Genomic DNA, 15,089 nt, shown 5'->3' with positions numbered 1-15,089 from the left:
TTATACCCCCAGTGCGCGTGCAATGTCGCGACAAGCGTTCTGGTATTGCTCAGGCGTCAGCTTTTTTGAGAGCAGCTTTTGCTTTTGTTGTTCGTACTGTTCCCAAACACTTAGCGCAGCTGCTCTTCTACCTTCGAAAACGTCTTCGACTTTCTCTCTATCAGCCGGTTTTCCGTTCAACAAAAAACCATTGCGATAGGTGATTTTCTCAATTGTTCTTAGCATTGGTCTTGCCTCTTGAATTAATGCACGCTGGTCTGACGTGGTATCGCATTTAACGCAATGACTGCATTATTAATATGGTGTGACATGTCACGACCCTCTAATAAAATTTCGCTAATTGCCTCGGCAAATCGCTGTATTGCAATTGAAGCTAGGTAATTTTTTGTATCACCTCGAACCCGGGCGAGTCGTGAAGCCGGTAATGCAATTTCTATTGCCGGCATTAACTCAGCTATTTTTCTGATAGATGCGGGGGAATCACCACGCAACCAACGAAATATCTGTTGCCGGTTATTATTAATCGCTTTCCAATCAGCCCTACCCGATTCGTCTTCAATCACATGCAAACGCCCTTGTGACCTGTTTTTTACAATGCGTAAATAAGCACGGCTAACTTCAATAGCTACATGCTCTTGACCTTGCTCCGCCGCCCAGTCCTCAATTTCGGATCGGACAATATCGATATCAAAATTCATCTACTCGCGTCTCCTGTCGCAAAATTGATTATTAAGAATCAGTTTTTAAAATCGTTATTTGGTAATGTTATTTCATGTACCGTTTAGGATATAGAATTTGCATTTCTGTGATTTTTTCGCCATAAAATTTTACAAGCTTTTCAGCCAATTCTAATGAGGCGGCTTGAGCACCTCGCTCCAATCGGCTTAAATTTCCCACATCGCAATTAATTGCATTTGCAACTTCAGAAATAGTCAGCTGCTTTTCAATACGAATTCTTCTTAATGGTGTTTGCATAACCGCCTCTTAATTTTTAATGCGTACCGCGCATATTAACACACAATCAAATATGCGCAATACGCTTTGTGTGATACGCATAAATAAAGTTGAATAACAGAATGAAAATTGGAACAAAGATCAGAGAAATTCGCAAAAGTAAAGGAATGACAATCCTTGATTTAGCCACCGCTATTAATAGCGATGTGGGCAATATCTCTCGGCTCGAAAGAAATGTTCAAGGCTATAGCGAAAACACCTTGGTAAAAATTGCATCAGCATTAGGAGTTACTGTTTCAGAACTTTTTTCTGAAACCCCAACTCAATCAGATGATATTGAATATATTGGCAAAGTTCCATCAGGGATGGTCCAAGTTATAGGTGAGGCATTTCTTGGTGTTGATGGTGCAGTGGATATGATTGAATCCCATAATGGCTGGTTAAAGATATACAGCGATGACAAGGAAGCTTATGGACTAAAAGTCAGAGGTGATAGTATGTGGCCTCGGATACAATCGGGAGAATATGTCGTTGTTGAGCCAAATACAAATGTCAGGACTGGTGATGAAGTGTTTGTTAGAACTGTCGAAGGTCATAACATGATAAAGATTTTTAACAAAACAAGAGACGGTGACTACCAATTCACTAGTATTAATAATGCTCACAAACCAATAACACTAGAGCCTAGCCAAGTAGATAAAATGCACTACGTTTCGGCCATAGTTAAGCCCACGAAATATATAGACAAATGTGATAGAGAACAACCACTAACCCTTGTCCCTCCTTTAGTTAAATAAGCATTCTAGCCCTCCGTGCATATTGTACCGAGGGCTTTGTTTTGTTCATTATGATTTAATACTTCTAACTACTTGAGCTGCGTCGCGTAACGCACCTTTATGTAAGGTGTTTGTCACCTCTTTTCTATAGCGCTCTAGTTCATCAATTAACATTTCTTTAGTTATAGTTTCACTATTCATTAGTAACCGAATAGTTGCCTGACCTACCTCAGATACCACATGTCTTATTTTTTCTTCATCCAAGTTCATATACCACCTCGATTAAATTTCCCATTAGTTATTTAAGATTAATTTTCATTCAATTAATAGTAAAAATACAATATTAACCGTCCCAAAGGAAAATATTTTTATATAAGAATCATATCGATGTGAATAAAAACCTAATTAATTATGCCCATCACGCAAATATGCGCTTGACGCATATTTGTTTAATGCATATCATTGCATGCATCGAAACAAATACAGCAAGTGTTTTGATAGGTGTTCAAACCAAATTTAGTTTTGCTGTTATGTCGGAGGAGAACCAAAGATCTCATCACGACCTTTCATGATTACCACGATGTAACAGCGAATTTTTGCAGTACCAGGGAATTTAATTACCGACCAAAGCTACAAGGCAAGACCTGACAGCTCGGAAAGACGGGCATTAATTTACAGGCGTAAAAAAACCCACCGAAGTGGGTTCCTTTACCTCGGGTCGCCGACCAAAGCTAACCGAGAGTTCTACTAGCGCGACCAAACGCTAGAAGAGGCAAGACCAATGATAAATCACTGATCACCACTATTTTAAAGGAGCTGCTATGAAAGCACAACCTAAAACCCTAAGTGTTACGCTTTATATCCACGCACAAAAGCAATTTGACGGTTCATACAAATACCGCCCTTATCCATTCAAATATGATATTGAATCTGGTTTAGGCTTTGTCATTGCAGAGCATACTATCGACATTCCCTTTACTGCTCCATCAAACACTGAGCTAGTTCAATTAGAGATTGATTCACTCAAAGCCGAGCAAAACAAAATTCTTGCTGATGCACAGGTGAAATCAAGCTTATTGGAAGACAAGATCCAAATGCTTCTCTGTTTAGAGGGCAAGCCTATTTCTAAAATTGATGAACAAATCCCTTATTAACGGTGAATATGATGGATGCTGTTAACTTAGCTATTGATGCGGTACTAGATGCCGAACTATCAGTCATTGAACATAAAAATAACTGTGATTTTAGTTCTGGTACTCAACACATTTCTATTATCGGTGGCAAGCGACAAGTTGAATATTACCCATTAACTGGTACTGCTTATTCAAACCCAGTAAAGGGAAAGTATAAACAAACCACCATTAAACAAGCTGGAATAAAACGAGCTATCAAGCTCGCCAAGTCTGGAAAATAAGAGGCATGACCAATGACAACATTTATCTGTGTATTTGAGCCTACGACCGAGGCTCGCACTAATAACGGTGCAGTACCGTTAACAATAGCTCTCAATCCTGCAAATGCTAAAATTGCTGCTGCAACTGCAATGATTAAGCTATCTGAGGTTTTCCCTGATTCGATGGATAACTTCAACGTTGATGAACCTATCATTTGTGAAGACGCGGTTGGTTCGCCCCGCCCTGCACTCGATCAGTTCGATGAAAAATTTGCTGTTGAAAATGAGTTTGACGGTGAGAAATGGCAACCAGTTAAGTATAAAGAATTTAAAAAACTTGCTACTAAACCTCGCGTAGCTGCTTTGCTGATGTTTGGTAAAACTCAAATTACTGATAAGCAATACACTTTCACATTGAAGTATCTCAATGAAAGTACAGAGGACCCGAAAGTTCGTAATATTGCTACTGGCCTTGCTGAAATCACCAAAGTTTCATTGATGGATGCTGAAGCCACGATGGAAATTGCACAGGCGGTTTATGAGCATGCTGACGATAATGTCACCATCGAAGATGCTAAGGCGCTTGGTGAAAGTTGGTTAACCGAGGAACCTGAACTTCCTCCCGTTGAGGACGAGCCTGTCCTTAAACGTGATTATGCCGCACTTGATCTCGAAATTGCCCTCGCACTCTTGGACATTAAACCAAGCGATGCAAAAAGTGCAGATATTCGTAAAGCAAAAGAACTTATCAGCACTGAAGATAAACCTTGGAAGCGCTTATCTATGGATTTGCGTACATTCCCTAGCATCCTAGATATCCCACGTCAAAACATATTTGCACTAGTAACAGAAGCACGCGAGAAGCCTGAACTATTTGATGATGCGAATGCCCGTAAAGCGTTTATTGATTCAAAACTTGGTACCAATAGCCCTAAAGTAACCTCACTCGGTAGTGGTCGTTTTGCCGTTGACAATTTAGATGCTAAGCCAGCTAATGATGAAACAACAAAAGAAGAAGCTGGACCCGCTAAACCAGAAAAACAAAAACGCTCGAGTAAGAAAAAAGATTCGCCGGCTAAAACAGAAAAAGAGCCTGTGAACGAAGTTATTATAGAAACCGAACAAGCTCAAGCGACTGTTGTTAACCATTCAGTTGAGCCGGTAGTTGAGGTCACCAATGTTCAACAAGATGATTTCCAACAGCGCGCCTCTGTATTAGATGAAGTTCTTAATAAAGGCGATAGCGATAATCTCAGCATTTGGAAGCGTGTACAACGTACCGATGCACGTTTTACCAAGCCTTTAGAAGGTATGGGGTTCGTTGGTACTAGCATAAACAGCACTTACATGTTCATGCGTGCTACCGAGATATTCGGCCCTATTGGCGAAGGTTGGGGATATGAAGTTATTGAAGAAAAACTGATTGATGGAAAGCCACTTGTAGAACCTGTTCTTGATGAGCGAAACAAACAAGTCGCGACTAGATTCTTACGTGATGGTGACGGATCTTTATTCTGCGAACAAAACCATTCAATCAAAATCCGTTTTTGGTACATCATCGAATGTGAAACCCGTGGCGAATTTGAAAGTTATGGCGCCACCCCTTACCGGTACCAAACTCAATACGGCATGAAAGTTGATGGTGAAGCCATTAAGAAATCTCTCACCGATGCAATCAAAAAAGCCTTATCTATGCTTGGCTTTAGTTCTGATGTATTCATGGGTATGCATGATAACCCTGAATATGTTGCAAGCAATAAGCTCGAGTATGAAATCAAAGCAGCGACAGACAATGCTGAAGATACAACTCGCGTTCGTAAAGAGTTAGATGAGAAATTCTCTCGACACACTGAGACTATGCGCAGTGCTGTCACCGCAAACGAATTACGTGGTATTACTTCAACCCTTACCCGTGAAATCTCAACCCACGCTAAATTAGCTAAACAACGTGGTGATACTGAATATGAAAGATATTTAAACGGTCGTTTACGCCGGTTAAATGAAATTGAAAAAGAGTGTTTAGACCAACTTAATCAGAAAGAAGAGGCAATCTAATGACCAAGACAACTGCCATTGCAATGGCTGCTGACTACAGCAAATTACAACAACTCGTTGAGACTGGTGAGTTCTCCCCCGAGGATATCGCCGATACGCTAGAAGGTATTGAAGGTGAGCTAGGCGATAAGCTCGATGCAATTATGCTTCATGCCCGTAATTTAGAGGGGCAAGCCAAGACATTGGATGAGGAATCCAAACGCTTAGCTGATCGCAAAAAATCCTTCGAGAATCAGGTTAAGAACCTCAAAAAATACGCGTTGGATTGCCTGTTAACTTCAGGCATGGATAAGCTAAAAACAACTAAGAATACTTTCACGGCTCGCGCCGGTGTTGTTCGAGTCATCATTGATAATGAAGCGGCTCTTCCCGATGCTCTCGTTGATGTTCAAACCATTACGGCGCCCGACAAAAAAGCAATTAAAGAGGCGATTGAAAATGGTATCGACGTTCCTGGTGCTCACTTAGAAGTCGGTGACCGTTCATTGATGGTTCGTTAATATCTATAGCGCCCATTACTGGGCGCATTATCAGGAGAGACATTATGGCTATGAAACTTGAAGTGATTATTACTCACGATGAAGCAAGCAATAAGTGCAGCGTAGAGTGGTCTACCGATACAACTGAACATGTGACAACCCAAGAAGAACGTACGCTGGCGATGGTAAAAAAAGCGGTTTTACTACAACTGGGTTACCCAACACAAACCGTTGTTATTCATTAGCGTGACATGTCACGGGGTATAGATTATGAAAAATAATTTAGAAGACTTACATAATCATTTATTTGCTCAACTAGAGCGTTTATCTGATGAAGATTTAAAGGGTAATGAATTAACAGAAGAAATTAAACGCGCTCAAGCCGTCTCTGCTGTTGCGTCACAAATTATTCACAACGGGCAATTAGCGTTAACTGTCAGCCGGTTAAAATATAACGACCAGATTAAGCAATCACCAAGTTATTTAGAGGTGAAATGATGGCTAGGTTTACTTATACCAAGCAAATGTGCAATTGGATGTATGCAAACTATATGTTGCGCTTAGATGAGTTAACTAAACGTTTTAATCAGGAATTTAATACGGAACGCACACGCGAGGCCATTAATGGATTCCGTAAGCGCTTGGGGTTGAATGTTGGCCGTTCGGGCAAATTTAGCAAGGGTAACACTCCCTACAATAAAGGCACTAAAGGGCTAGTAAAGCCTAACAGTGGGTCATTTAAAAGGGGAAGAAAACCACATAACCGCCAGCTTGTAGGTACCGAAGCCTTAACACAAGATGGCTATGTCAAAGTAAAAATAGCCGAACCTTCCAAGTGGGAATTAAAACATAGACTAATTTGGGAACAGCATAACGGCCCGATCCCCTGCGGACATGTAATTAAGTTTATTGATGATAATAAGCAAAACTGTGATATCGCTAATTTGATGATTATTTCAATAAAAGAGCATGCAATCATCAATAGATACTTTTCAGGAGCATCTGCTGAACATAAACCGACTGTATTGCAATTGGCCAGAATCAAAATTGCAATTCATGACCGAACCAAGAGGCAAGACCAATGCTAAGACATGTGCATCAAAAAGACCAGGAAGTGAAAATTATCTTACCTGATGGATCGTACGGTTTTATTTCAACTGACCGCCGCTGCAAAGTCTCCTATGATTTGCCGGCAAATATCAAAATTGAAATACAGCCACCGGTATCGAAGCAGCAAGGTGGGAAATAATGTTTGGTTTATTTTTACTCGTATGTAGTGCAATAAATTGTCAGTTTGAGCCATATGGTTATATCTATCCTGATGAAATTAATTGTTTAATCGATAGAGAAATTGAAGCCGGCAAAGGGAAAATCGCAGAGTGTTACCCGGTTGACTCGGTTATACCGGCTAAAAACTGATTAAGCTTAATCAGTTTTGTTCTTTAGTAATAATTAATATGGCGGTTTATTCAATAATGAGTAGCCGCCATGAAACAACCACAACTAACCCCTTGGGCGCCCGAGGAACAATTATTAACTGAATTCGATATTAAATTAGGCAAGTTAGCTGCAAGTGTAAAAAACAGACCATGCACTGAAGCTGAAATAAAACGTGCTTGTAATACCGCAGATACGATTATTTTGTCGATGATGAGGCAAGACCAAGATGAAAGAAAATATCACAGGAGGCTATGATGTCTCGAATGATTAAACTAGAAGCATGGGCACAATTAGAATTTGGCGATAGCGCACCAACTCAGCAAGTCTTAATTAAATACGCCAAAGCCAACATGATGATCCCGCCGGCTTTAAAGGTTGGTAAACGTTGGATGATAGACCGTGATTCGAGGTATGTAGGTTTAGTCACTAAACCTCAATTACCAACACAGGCAAATGAAAAATTACTGAGGATCTTATCAGATGGCAGCAAGACCTCGTTCTCATAAAATCACCATTCCAAATCTATATCGAAAATTAGATAAACGAAATGGAAAGACATATTGGCAATACAAACATCCTTTAACTGGAGTATTTCACAGCCTCGGTACAGATGCCGATGAAGCAGCTCTAGTGGCATCACAGGCAAATACAATTATTGCAGAACAACAAACAAAGCAAATTTTAAGCATTAATGATCGCCTATCAAATATCAAAAATAAAAAAATAGGGATCAGCGTTTCTAATTGGGTAGATAAATATTTAGAAATACAACAAGAGCGCGTTGAGCTTGGTGAATTAAAACCTAATTCATACAAACAAAAAATTAAGCCTATTAATTTATTCAAGCAACACTGTGGATTATTTTCACTTAAAGACATCACAGCGTTGGAAATAGCTAAAATAACTGATTCAGTGAAAGCCTTAGGTCATGACCGAATGGCCCAAGTAGTACGTATGGTTTTAATAGATGTATTTAAGGAAGCACAGCATGCAGGTCACGTTCCTCCTGGTTATAACCCTGCCCTTGCGACAAAACAGCCTCGAAATAGAGTAAAACGTGAACGTCTAACGTTCGAAGAGTGGAAAGTTATTTATGAACAAGCCGAAAACCATCCGCCATATTTGCAGTGCGGAATGTTACTAGCACTTGTAACAGGTCAGCGCATAGGTGATATAGCCAAAATGAAATTTTCAGATATTTGGGATGATATGTTGCACATTGAACAAGAGAAAACTGGATCTAAATTAGCTATTCCTCTGTCAATTAAGTGTGATGCAATTGATATGACACTTAAACAAGTTATTTCAAAATGTCGTGATACCGTTCTTAGCCAGTATCTTGTGCACTATCGCCATACAACTTCTCAAGCACAGCGCGGTGAACAAGTTACAGCAAACACATTAACCACAACCTTTAAGAAAGCGAGAGATAAATGTGGGTTAACATGGCCAGAAAGATCAGCACCTTCATTTCATGAACAACGTTCTTTATCTGAAAGACTCTATAGAGAACAAGGCATCAATACTCAGAAACTCCTTGGTCATAAGTCACAGAAAATGACTGATAAATATAATGATGACCGAGGCAAAGAATGGCAAATTATTGCGATCTAGATAGCCTGTTTTTTGAACCGTTTTGGGGAAGAGTTTTGGGGGAGTTTTGGGGAAGAATTTAATTGAACAAAAAATAAACGGGAGTTTTTAGGCTCCCGTTTTTATTCACACTACGTAATAAATTACATGTGTTTAATGATTGCGTCGCCGAATTCGCTACATTTCAGTAATTTAGCGCCTTCTAATTGACGTTCGAAATCGTAAGTTACAGTCTTAGCCGCGATTGCGCCTTCCATACCTTTAACGATTAAGTCTGCCGCTTCAACCCAGCCCATGTGGCGTAACATCATCTCAGCAGAGAGAATGATAGAGCCTGGGTTTACCTTATCTTGGCCCGCATATTTTGGTGCAGTACCGTGCGTTGCTTCGAATAATGCACACTCAGAACCAATATTCGCACCTGGAGCAATACCGATACCACCAACTTGTGCTGCTAATGCATCAGAAATGTAGTCACCATTTAGGTTCATACACGCGATAACATCGTATTCAGCTGGGCGCAGCAGGATTTGTTGTAAGAAAGCATCTGCAATAACATCTTTAACAATGATATCTTTGCCTGTTTTAGGGTTTTTAATTTTAACCCATGGGCCGCCATCTAATAATTCACCACCGAATTCCTCTTGTGCTAATTGGTATCCCCAATCTTTAAATGCACCTTCAGTGAATTTCATAATGTTACCTTTATGAACTAAAGTCACTGAATCACGGCCGTTATCAATAGCATATTCAATAGCTGCACGAACTAAACGCTTTGTACCTTCTTCAGAACAAGGCTTAATACCAATACCACAATCTTGTGGGAAACGGATTTTAGTCACACCCATTTCATCTTTCAGGAATTTAATAACTTTGTCTGCTTCTGCACTACCCGCTTTCCACTCAATACCTGCATAGATATCTTCAGAGTTTTCACGGAAAATAACCATATCCGTCAATTCAGGTTGTTTAACTGGGCTTGGAGTGCCTTTATAGTAGCGAACAGGACGTAAACAGATATACAGGTCAAGTTGTTGACGTAGTGCAACGTTCAGGGAACGAATACCACCACCAACAGGAGTTGTTAAAGGACCTTTAATTGAAACACGGTAATCACGGATTAAATCGAGGGTTTCTTCTGGTAACCAAACATCTTTACCATAAATTTGTGTAGATTTTTCACCGGTGTAAACTTCCATCCAAGAAATTTTGCGCTCACCGTTGTAGGCTTTTTTAACTGCCGCATCAACCACTTTTAACATTGCTGGTGTAACATCGATACCAATGCCGTCACCTTCGATATAAGGGATAATTGGGTTGTTCGGAACGTTTAGTTTGCCTTTTGCATCAATGGTAATTTTAGCGCCTTCTGCCGGAACTACTACTTTGCTTTCCATTAACCTCTCCTTTCACTTGCGTATTTTGCTTGTTAATTTTTTGTAAGAGACGTGTCAATACTACTTCAATCTGCGTCGAACGCCAATGATTACTCATCTAAGCTTCAATGCCGATCGCATTTAACGTACTGTTTTATCTTGTAAGTTAATCGAATAACTCTTTATAAACACTTTTAAATCAATAAATTAATTTAAGTATTCTATTATTGAAAATAAATCAAACCGCGATGAAAAGTTGTCAAAGACTCATTTGAGCGAGTGACTTGATTTTGATTAAAGTACTTCCCTACAAAAAATAATATTAGCAAGTTAACTCAAATTAAAAATACGTTTTGCTCACACTATCACCATCCAAATAAACTCATATGTACTTATTTTTAAATAGAAAATTGTTTTTATTGATTTAAATGTTTTTAAAGTTGTTAATTAAATATTACATCGCCATGAAAAAATACCTCCTAGGATCCAACCGTTAAATCTCCTACACTAGATGCGGTAAATAACCACAAATTATAAATTCTTATTGAATGGCCATGAACAGACCGAACACGAAATCCGTTTCGAAGAAAAACCGCTACTCACCGAGGCCTACCGCTTTAAAACATAAAGCTAAACGGGTTTCGGTTAGTTCGCAAACATCAACTAAAATCATTTTATTTAACAAACCCTTTGATGTTTTACCTCAATTTACTGATGAACAAGGCCGCGATACATTAAAAAAATATATTCCAATCACCGATGTATACGCAGCAGGACGCCTTGATAGGGACAGTGAGGGGCTTTTAATTTTAACCAATGATGGAAAGCTACAGGCGCGTTTAACACAACCACAGAAAAAAACAGGGAAAATATACTATGCTCAAGTAGAAGGGCTCCCTGATGAAGAGGCGCTGCTAAAATTTCGGCAAGGGCTGGTGTTAAATGATGGTCCAACGCTCCCCGCAGGCATCGAGTTAGTTGGCGAACCAGAATGGTTATGGCCAAGAAACCCACCTATACGGGAACGCAAAAATATCCCGACCAGTTGGTTAAAAATCACCTTATATGAAGGACGTAATCGGCAAGTCCGTCGTATGACGGCAAATATAGGTTTTCCAACACTTAGGCTAATTCGCTATCAAATTGGTGAATTTAATTTGGGAAATCTTTCAGTTGGCGAATGGAAGGAGGTAACTGTTGTTTAAACCTAATGTGACTGTAGCAACTGTCGTGCATGCTCAAGGCAAGTTTTTAGTCGTGGAAGAGTGGATAAATAACAAACCCACGTGGAATCAACCTGCTGGGCATTTAGAAGCGAATGAGACTATTTTGCAGGCCGCTGAACGTGAGTTGCTGGAAGAAACTGGAATAAAAGCCACACCAACGCAATTAATTAAAATTCATCAATGGATTGCCCCAGATAAAACCCAGTTTATCCGCTTTTTATTCGCCGTAGAACTTGGTTCCCTTTGTGAAACACAACCACAAGACAGTGATATTAGCGAATGCCACTGGCTAACGGCCGAAGAAATTTTACATAGCAGCTGCTTACGCTCGCCATTAGTTGCTGAAAGTTTGCGCTGTTTTCTCACAGGAAAGCATTATCCTTTAGATATCTTAACGGCTTACGGTGATCATTACCTTTAAGCCCTTAACTTCTGCTTGGTGAAATCTTCACCAAGCAATAATATTCCCCTCTAACTCTGGTGTAATGCGGGAACAACATGCTAAAGTATGGGGCTTGATTTTTCCGCAGTGAGATATTTCCATGTCAAATAATAGTACCATGTCAGATAACAGCCAAAAAAAAGTCATCGTCGGGATGTCCGGTGGTGTTGACTCCTCTGTATCCGCTTACTTGCTACAGCAACAAGGGTATCAGGTTGCTGGTCTGTTTATGAAGAACTGGGAAGAAGATGACGACACAGAATATTGCTCGGCTGCGGCTGATCTTGCTGATGCGCAAGCCGTGTGTGACAAACTGGGTATTGAACTTCATACCATTAATTTCGCTGCTGAGTACTGGGACAATGTTTTCGAACATTTTTTAACTGAATATAAAGCAGGTCGCACACCAAACCCAGATATCCTCTGCAACAAAGAAATCAAGTTTAAAGCTTTCTTAGAGTTTGCTGCTGAAGACTTAGGCGCAGATTACATCGCCACTGGTCACTATGTTCGCCGCCGCGATGTTGACGGAAAAAGCCAGTTATTACGCGGTTTAGATGGCAATAAAGACCAAAGCTATTTTTTATATACATTAAGCCATGAACAAGTTGCTAAAAGTCTGTTCCCTGTTGGCGAACTGGAAAAACCTGAAGTTCGTCGCATCGCTGAAGAAATTGGCCTGATTACAGCGAAGAAAAAAGATTCAACTGGCATCTGTTTTATTGGCGAGCGTAAATTTCGCGACTTTTTAGGCCGCTACTTACCCGCTCAACCCGGCCCTATTGTGACTGTCGATGGCGAAACCATTGGCCAACATGAAGGTTTGATGTACCACACTTTAGGTCAACGTAAAGGTTTAGGTATCGGCGGTACAAAAGAGGGGTCTGAAGAACCTTGGTATGTTGTCGATAAAGACGTTGAAAACAATATTCTTATCGTTGCGCAAGGCCATGAACACCCTCGTTTAATGTCTGTTGGGTTAATTGCCCAGCAGTTACATTGGGTTGACCGAAAAACAATGACTGAGCCGCTACGTTGCGTTGTAAAAACACGTTATCGCCAAGCGGATATTCCTTGTACTATTACCCCACTAAGTGATGAACGCATTGAAGTCGCTTTTGATTACCCAGTTGCGGCTGTCACTCCTGGTCAATCTGCTGTATTTTATATCGATGAAGTTTGTCTCGGTGGCGGTATTATTGAAGCCCGTATTCAGGAGTAAATGTGGCAAAAAACTATTATGACATTACGCTTGCTTTAGCGGGTATCTGCCAAGCAAGCGCAATGGTTCAAAAACTTGCACATGAAGGTGTTTGTCTTGAGAAAGACACTGAAACCATGGTCAATTGCCTCACCAATATGAATCCAAAATCCACTTTGGATGTCTTTGGTAATGATACCGAAAATTTAAAAACGGGACTCAGTGCCCTGTTAGGCATGTTAACAGGCGGCAACAGTGGTTTATCCGCTGAAATGACACGCTATATGTTAAGTATTATGGCACTCGAGCGTCGTCTCAATAAAAACCAAGAAGCGATGAACCAACTTGGCCAACGTATTGAGCAATTCGAACGCCAAGCTGATTATTTTGAGCCACTTTCTGAAGGTGTATTTAACGCGCTTGCGGGTATTTACGTGGACGTAGTCAGCCCTGCGGGACCTCGAATTCAAGTCACAGGTTCCCCTGATATTCTAAAGAATACGTTAGTTCAAGCAAAAGTTAGAGCCACTTTACTCGCAGGTATTCGCTGCGCGGTGCTTTGGCAACAAGTTGGCGGAAGTCGTATCCAACTCATGTTCTCTCGCAGTCGTCTGGCTAATCAGGCGAAAGATATTTTGTCTCACCTTTAAATCTGGAGTTGCTACCAATGGAATTATCCTCACTGACCGCTGTATCCCCGATTGACGGCCGTTACGGTGATAAAGTCAGCACTTTACGCACTATTTTTAGTGAGTTTGGTTTACTGAAATTTCGCGTGCAAGTTGAAGTTCGCTGGCTACAAAAACTGGCTGCAACCGCTCAAATCAAAGAAGTTCCTTCATTTGATGCTGACGCAATCGCTTACTTAGATGAAATTGTCGCGAACTTCGGTGAAAAAGATGCAATGCGTATCAAAGAAATTGAACGCACAACCAACCATGATGTGAAGGCCGTAGAATACTTCCTAAAAGAAAAAGTGGCAAACATCCCTGCTCTTCATGCCGTTTCTGAATTTATTCACTTCGCTTGTACTTCAGAAGATATCAATAACCTTTCGCATGCATTGATGCTGAAAACCGCTCGCGAAGAAGTATTACTGCCACAATGGCGTCAAATTATTGATAAAATCAAAACAATGGCTCATGAGTACCGCAATTTGCCGTTACTATCACGTACTCACGGCCAACCTGCAACGCCTTCCACCATTGGTAAAGAGTTTGCCAACGTTTCTTATCGTTTGGAACGCCAATTCCGCCAGCTACAACAAGTTGAAATTTTAGGTAAAATCAATGGTGCAGTTGGTAACTATAATGCACATATGGTCGCTTACCCTGAAGTGAATTGGCACGAATTTAGCGAAACCTTCGTTACGTCTTTAGGCATTCAATGGAACCCATTCACCACACAAATTGAACCTCATGACTATATTGCTGAGTTATTTGATTGTGTCGCTCGTTTTAACACAATCGTGTTAGATTTCGACCGTGATATTTGGGGCTATATCGCATTAAATCACTTCAAACAAAAAACAATCGCTGGTGAAATTGGCTCTTCCACTATGCCACACAAAGTAAACCCGATTGATTTTGAAAACTCTGAAGGTAACTTAGGGTTAGCAAATGCCGTCTTAGGCCATTTAGCAAGCAAACTTCCAGTTTCTCGCTGGCAGCGTGACTTAACGGACTCGACAGTATTACGTAATCTCGGTGTCGGCTTAGGTTATGCATTGATTGCTTATCAATCAACCATGAAAGGCCTAAACAAATTAGAAGTTAATGAACAGCATTTACTGGATGAATTAGACCAAAACTGGGAAGTACTAGCTGAGCCGATTCAAACCGTAATGCGCCGTTATGGCATTGAAAAACCATATGAAAAACTCAAAGAATTGACCCGTGGCAAACGCGTTACCGCTGAAGGGATGAAACAATTCATTGATAGTTTAGAATTGCCAGAGCATGAAAAAGCACGTTTGAAAGAGATGACACCGGCTAACTACATCGGTTACGCTGTCACTTTTATTGACGAGCTAAAATAGTCTCAATAGTGTCAAATTGGGCGGCTTCTAAGTCGCCTTTTTTAATTACCATTCTGAATTCCCCGTTCTATCCCTCATGCTAAATTATCTAGAGATAAATATAGATAAACTATTTT

22 protein-coding genes are annotated in these 15,089 nt (G+C 40.4%); 17 read left to right on the top strand and 5 right to left on the bottom strand.

Annotation, left to right across the window (positions count from 1 at the left end; genetic code table 11):
• From G6Q48_RS04610 to G6Q48_RS04600, 3 genes are all read right to left on the bottom strand, one after another.
• On the bottom strand, positions 1-225 hold the full coding sequence (locus G6Q48_RS04610) for a hypothetical protein (RefSeq protein ID WP_166264698.1): 225 nt from the start codon (positions 223-225) through the stop codon (positions 1-3).
• A 17-nt stretch (positions 226-242) separates the two neighbouring features.
• Positions 243-698: a toxin YdaT family protein gene (locus G6Q48_RS04605; RefSeq protein WP_004912077.1), complete on the bottom strand. Its 456-nt coding sequence runs from the start codon at positions 696-698 to the stop codon at positions 243-245.
• 67 nt (positions 699-765) lie between these two features.
• The gene (locus G6Q48_RS04600; protein WP_004912081.1) at positions 766-975 is read right to left on the bottom strand and encodes a helix-turn-helix domain-containing protein; all 210 of its coding nucleotides are present in this window, start codon (positions 973-975) and stop codon (positions 766-768) included.
• 101 nt (positions 976-1,076) lie between these two features.
• Between G6Q48_RS04600 and G6Q48_RS04595 the strand changes: the two genes are divergently transcribed.
• Complete coding sequence (locus G6Q48_RS04595) at positions 1,077-1,751, top strand: XRE family transcriptional regulator (protein WP_166264695.1); 675 nt, start codon at positions 1,077-1,079, stop codon at positions 1,749-1,751.
• A 48-nt stretch (positions 1,752-1,799) separates the two neighbouring features.
• Here G6Q48_RS04595 and G6Q48_RS04590 read toward each other — a convergent pair whose 3' ends face one another.
• The gene (locus G6Q48_RS04590) at positions 1,800-2,000 is read right to left on the bottom strand and encodes a hypothetical protein (RefSeq protein ID WP_004912086.1); all 201 of its coding nucleotides are present in this window, start codon (positions 1,998-2,000) and stop codon (positions 1,800-1,802) included.
• Between the two features lie 551 nt (positions 2,001-2,551).
• Between G6Q48_RS04590 and G6Q48_RS04585 the strand changes: the two genes are divergently transcribed.
• The 11 genes from G6Q48_RS04585 (at position 2,552) to G6Q48_RS04535 (ending at position 8,711) form a co-directional block, all read left to right on the top strand.
• Complete coding sequence (locus G6Q48_RS04585; protein ID WP_166264691.1) at positions 2,552-2,884, top strand: hypothetical protein; 333 nt, start codon at positions 2,552-2,554, stop codon at positions 2,882-2,884.
• A gap of 8 nt (positions 2,885-2,892) precedes the next feature.
• A complete protein-coding gene (locus G6Q48_RS04580) occupies positions 2,893-3,144 on the top strand; it encodes a hypothetical protein (protein ID WP_166264689.1) in 252 nt (83 codons plus the stop codon).
• 12 nt (positions 3,145-3,156) lie between these two features.
• Positions 3,157-5,178, top strand: coding sequence for a hypothetical protein (locus G6Q48_RS04575; RefSeq protein ID WP_166264687.1), 2,022 nt, complete (start codon positions 3,157-3,159; stop codon positions 5,176-5,178).
• Entirely contained in the window at positions 5,178-5,678 is a 501-nt protein-coding gene (locus tag G6Q48_RS04570; RefSeq protein ID WP_166264685.1) for a siphovirus Gp157 family protein, read from the top strand. The genes G6Q48_RS04575 and G6Q48_RS04570 overlap by 1 nt, the downstream gene beginning before the upstream one ends.
• Before the next feature lie 44 nt (positions 5,679-5,722).
• Positions 5,723-5,902, top strand: a complete 180-nt coding sequence (locus G6Q48_RS04565; protein WP_166264683.1) for a hypothetical protein — start codon at positions 5,723-5,725, stop codon at positions 5,900-5,902.
• A 25-nt stretch (positions 5,903-5,927) separates the two neighbouring features.
• Positions 5,928-6,155: a hypothetical protein gene (locus G6Q48_RS04560; protein WP_166264681.1), complete on the top strand. Its 228-nt coding sequence runs from the start codon at positions 5,928-5,930 to the stop codon at positions 6,153-6,155.
• Between the two features lie 53 nt (positions 6,156-6,208).
• The gene (locus G6Q48_RS04555; RefSeq protein ID WP_242685779.1) at positions 6,209-6,745 is read left to right on the top strand and encodes an HNH endonuclease signature motif containing protein; all 537 of its coding nucleotides are present in this window, start codon (positions 6,209-6,211) and stop codon (positions 6,743-6,745) included.
• Positions 6,739-6,906, top strand: a complete 168-nt coding sequence (locus tag G6Q48_RS04550) for a hypothetical protein (protein ID WP_006660851.1) — start codon at positions 6,739-6,741, stop codon at positions 6,904-6,906. The genes G6Q48_RS04555 and G6Q48_RS04550 overlap by 7 nt, the downstream gene beginning before the upstream one ends.
• A gap of 239 nt (positions 6,907-7,145) precedes the next feature.
• A complete protein-coding gene (locus G6Q48_RS22745; protein WP_166264679.1) occupies positions 7,146-7,352 on the top strand; it encodes a hypothetical protein in 207 nt (68 codons plus the stop codon).
• On the top strand, positions 7,352-7,603 hold the full coding sequence (locus G6Q48_RS04540; protein WP_207393013.1) for an excisionase: 252 nt from the start codon (positions 7,352-7,354) through the stop codon (positions 7,601-7,603). The genes G6Q48_RS22745 and G6Q48_RS04540 overlap by 1 nt, the downstream gene beginning before the upstream one ends.
• Complete coding sequence (locus tag G6Q48_RS04535; RefSeq protein ID WP_166264675.1) at positions 7,578-8,711, top strand: phage integrase Arm DNA-binding domain-containing protein; 1,134 nt, start codon at positions 7,578-7,580, stop codon at positions 8,709-8,711. The genes G6Q48_RS04540 and G6Q48_RS04535 overlap by 26 nt, the downstream gene beginning before the upstream one ends.
• 122 nt (positions 8,712-8,833) lie before the next feature.
• Here the strand turns inward: G6Q48_RS04535 and icd are convergent, their stop codons facing one another.
• On the bottom strand, positions 8,834-10,087 hold the full coding sequence (gene icd / locus G6Q48_RS04530; protein WP_166264673.1) for an NADP-dependent isocitrate dehydrogenase: 1,254 nt from the start codon (positions 10,085-10,087) through the stop codon (positions 8,834-8,836).
• Between the two features lie 533 nt (positions 10,088-10,620).
• Here icd and rluE point away from each other — a divergent pair.
• The 5 genes from rluE (at position 10,621) to purB (ending at position 14,973) form a co-directional block, all read left to right on the top strand.
• Positions 10,621-11,271 carry a 23S rRNA pseudouridine(2457) synthase RluE gene (gene rluE / locus G6Q48_RS04525; protein WP_166264671.1) on the top strand — a complete coding sequence of 217 codons (651 nt, stop codon included), beginning with the start codon at positions 10,621-10,623 and terminating at the stop codon, positions 11,269-11,271.
• Positions 11,264-11,713 carry an NUDIX hydrolase gene (locus G6Q48_RS04520; protein WP_102137751.1) on the top strand — a complete coding sequence of 150 codons (450 nt, stop codon included), beginning with the start codon at positions 11,264-11,266 and terminating at the stop codon, positions 11,711-11,713. The genes rluE and G6Q48_RS04520 overlap by 8 nt, the downstream gene beginning before the upstream one ends.
• 139 nt (positions 11,714-11,852) lie before the next feature.
• Positions 11,853-12,956, top strand: coding sequence for a tRNA 2-thiouridine(34) synthase MnmA (gene mnmA / locus G6Q48_RS04515; protein ID WP_102137807.1), 1,104 nt, complete (start codon positions 11,853-11,855; stop codon positions 12,954-12,956).
• Between the two features lie 2 nt (positions 12,957-12,958).
• On the top strand, positions 12,959-13,585 hold the full coding sequence (gene hflD / locus G6Q48_RS04510) for a high frequency lysogenization protein HflD (RefSeq protein ID WP_102137750.1): 627 nt from the start codon (positions 12,959-12,961) through the stop codon (positions 13,583-13,585).
• A gap of 17 nt (positions 13,586-13,602) precedes the next feature.
• Positions 13,603-14,973: an adenylosuccinate lyase gene (gene purB, locus G6Q48_RS04505; protein ID WP_166264669.1), complete on the top strand. Its 1,371-nt coding sequence runs from the start codon at positions 13,603-13,605 to the stop codon at positions 14,971-14,973.
• Positions 14,974-15,089 lie beyond the last annotated feature (116 nt).

The sequence above is a fragment of the Providencia sp. M-27 genome, from assembly GCF_011077905.1.
GTDB classification, from domain to species: domain Bacteria; phylum Pseudomonadota; class Gammaproteobacteria; order Enterobacterales; family Enterobacteriaceae; genus Providencia; species Providencia huaxiensis.
The sequence above is the reverse complement of the archived record's forward strand: the minus strand, read 5'-3'. Positions and strand labels throughout refer to the sequence as shown.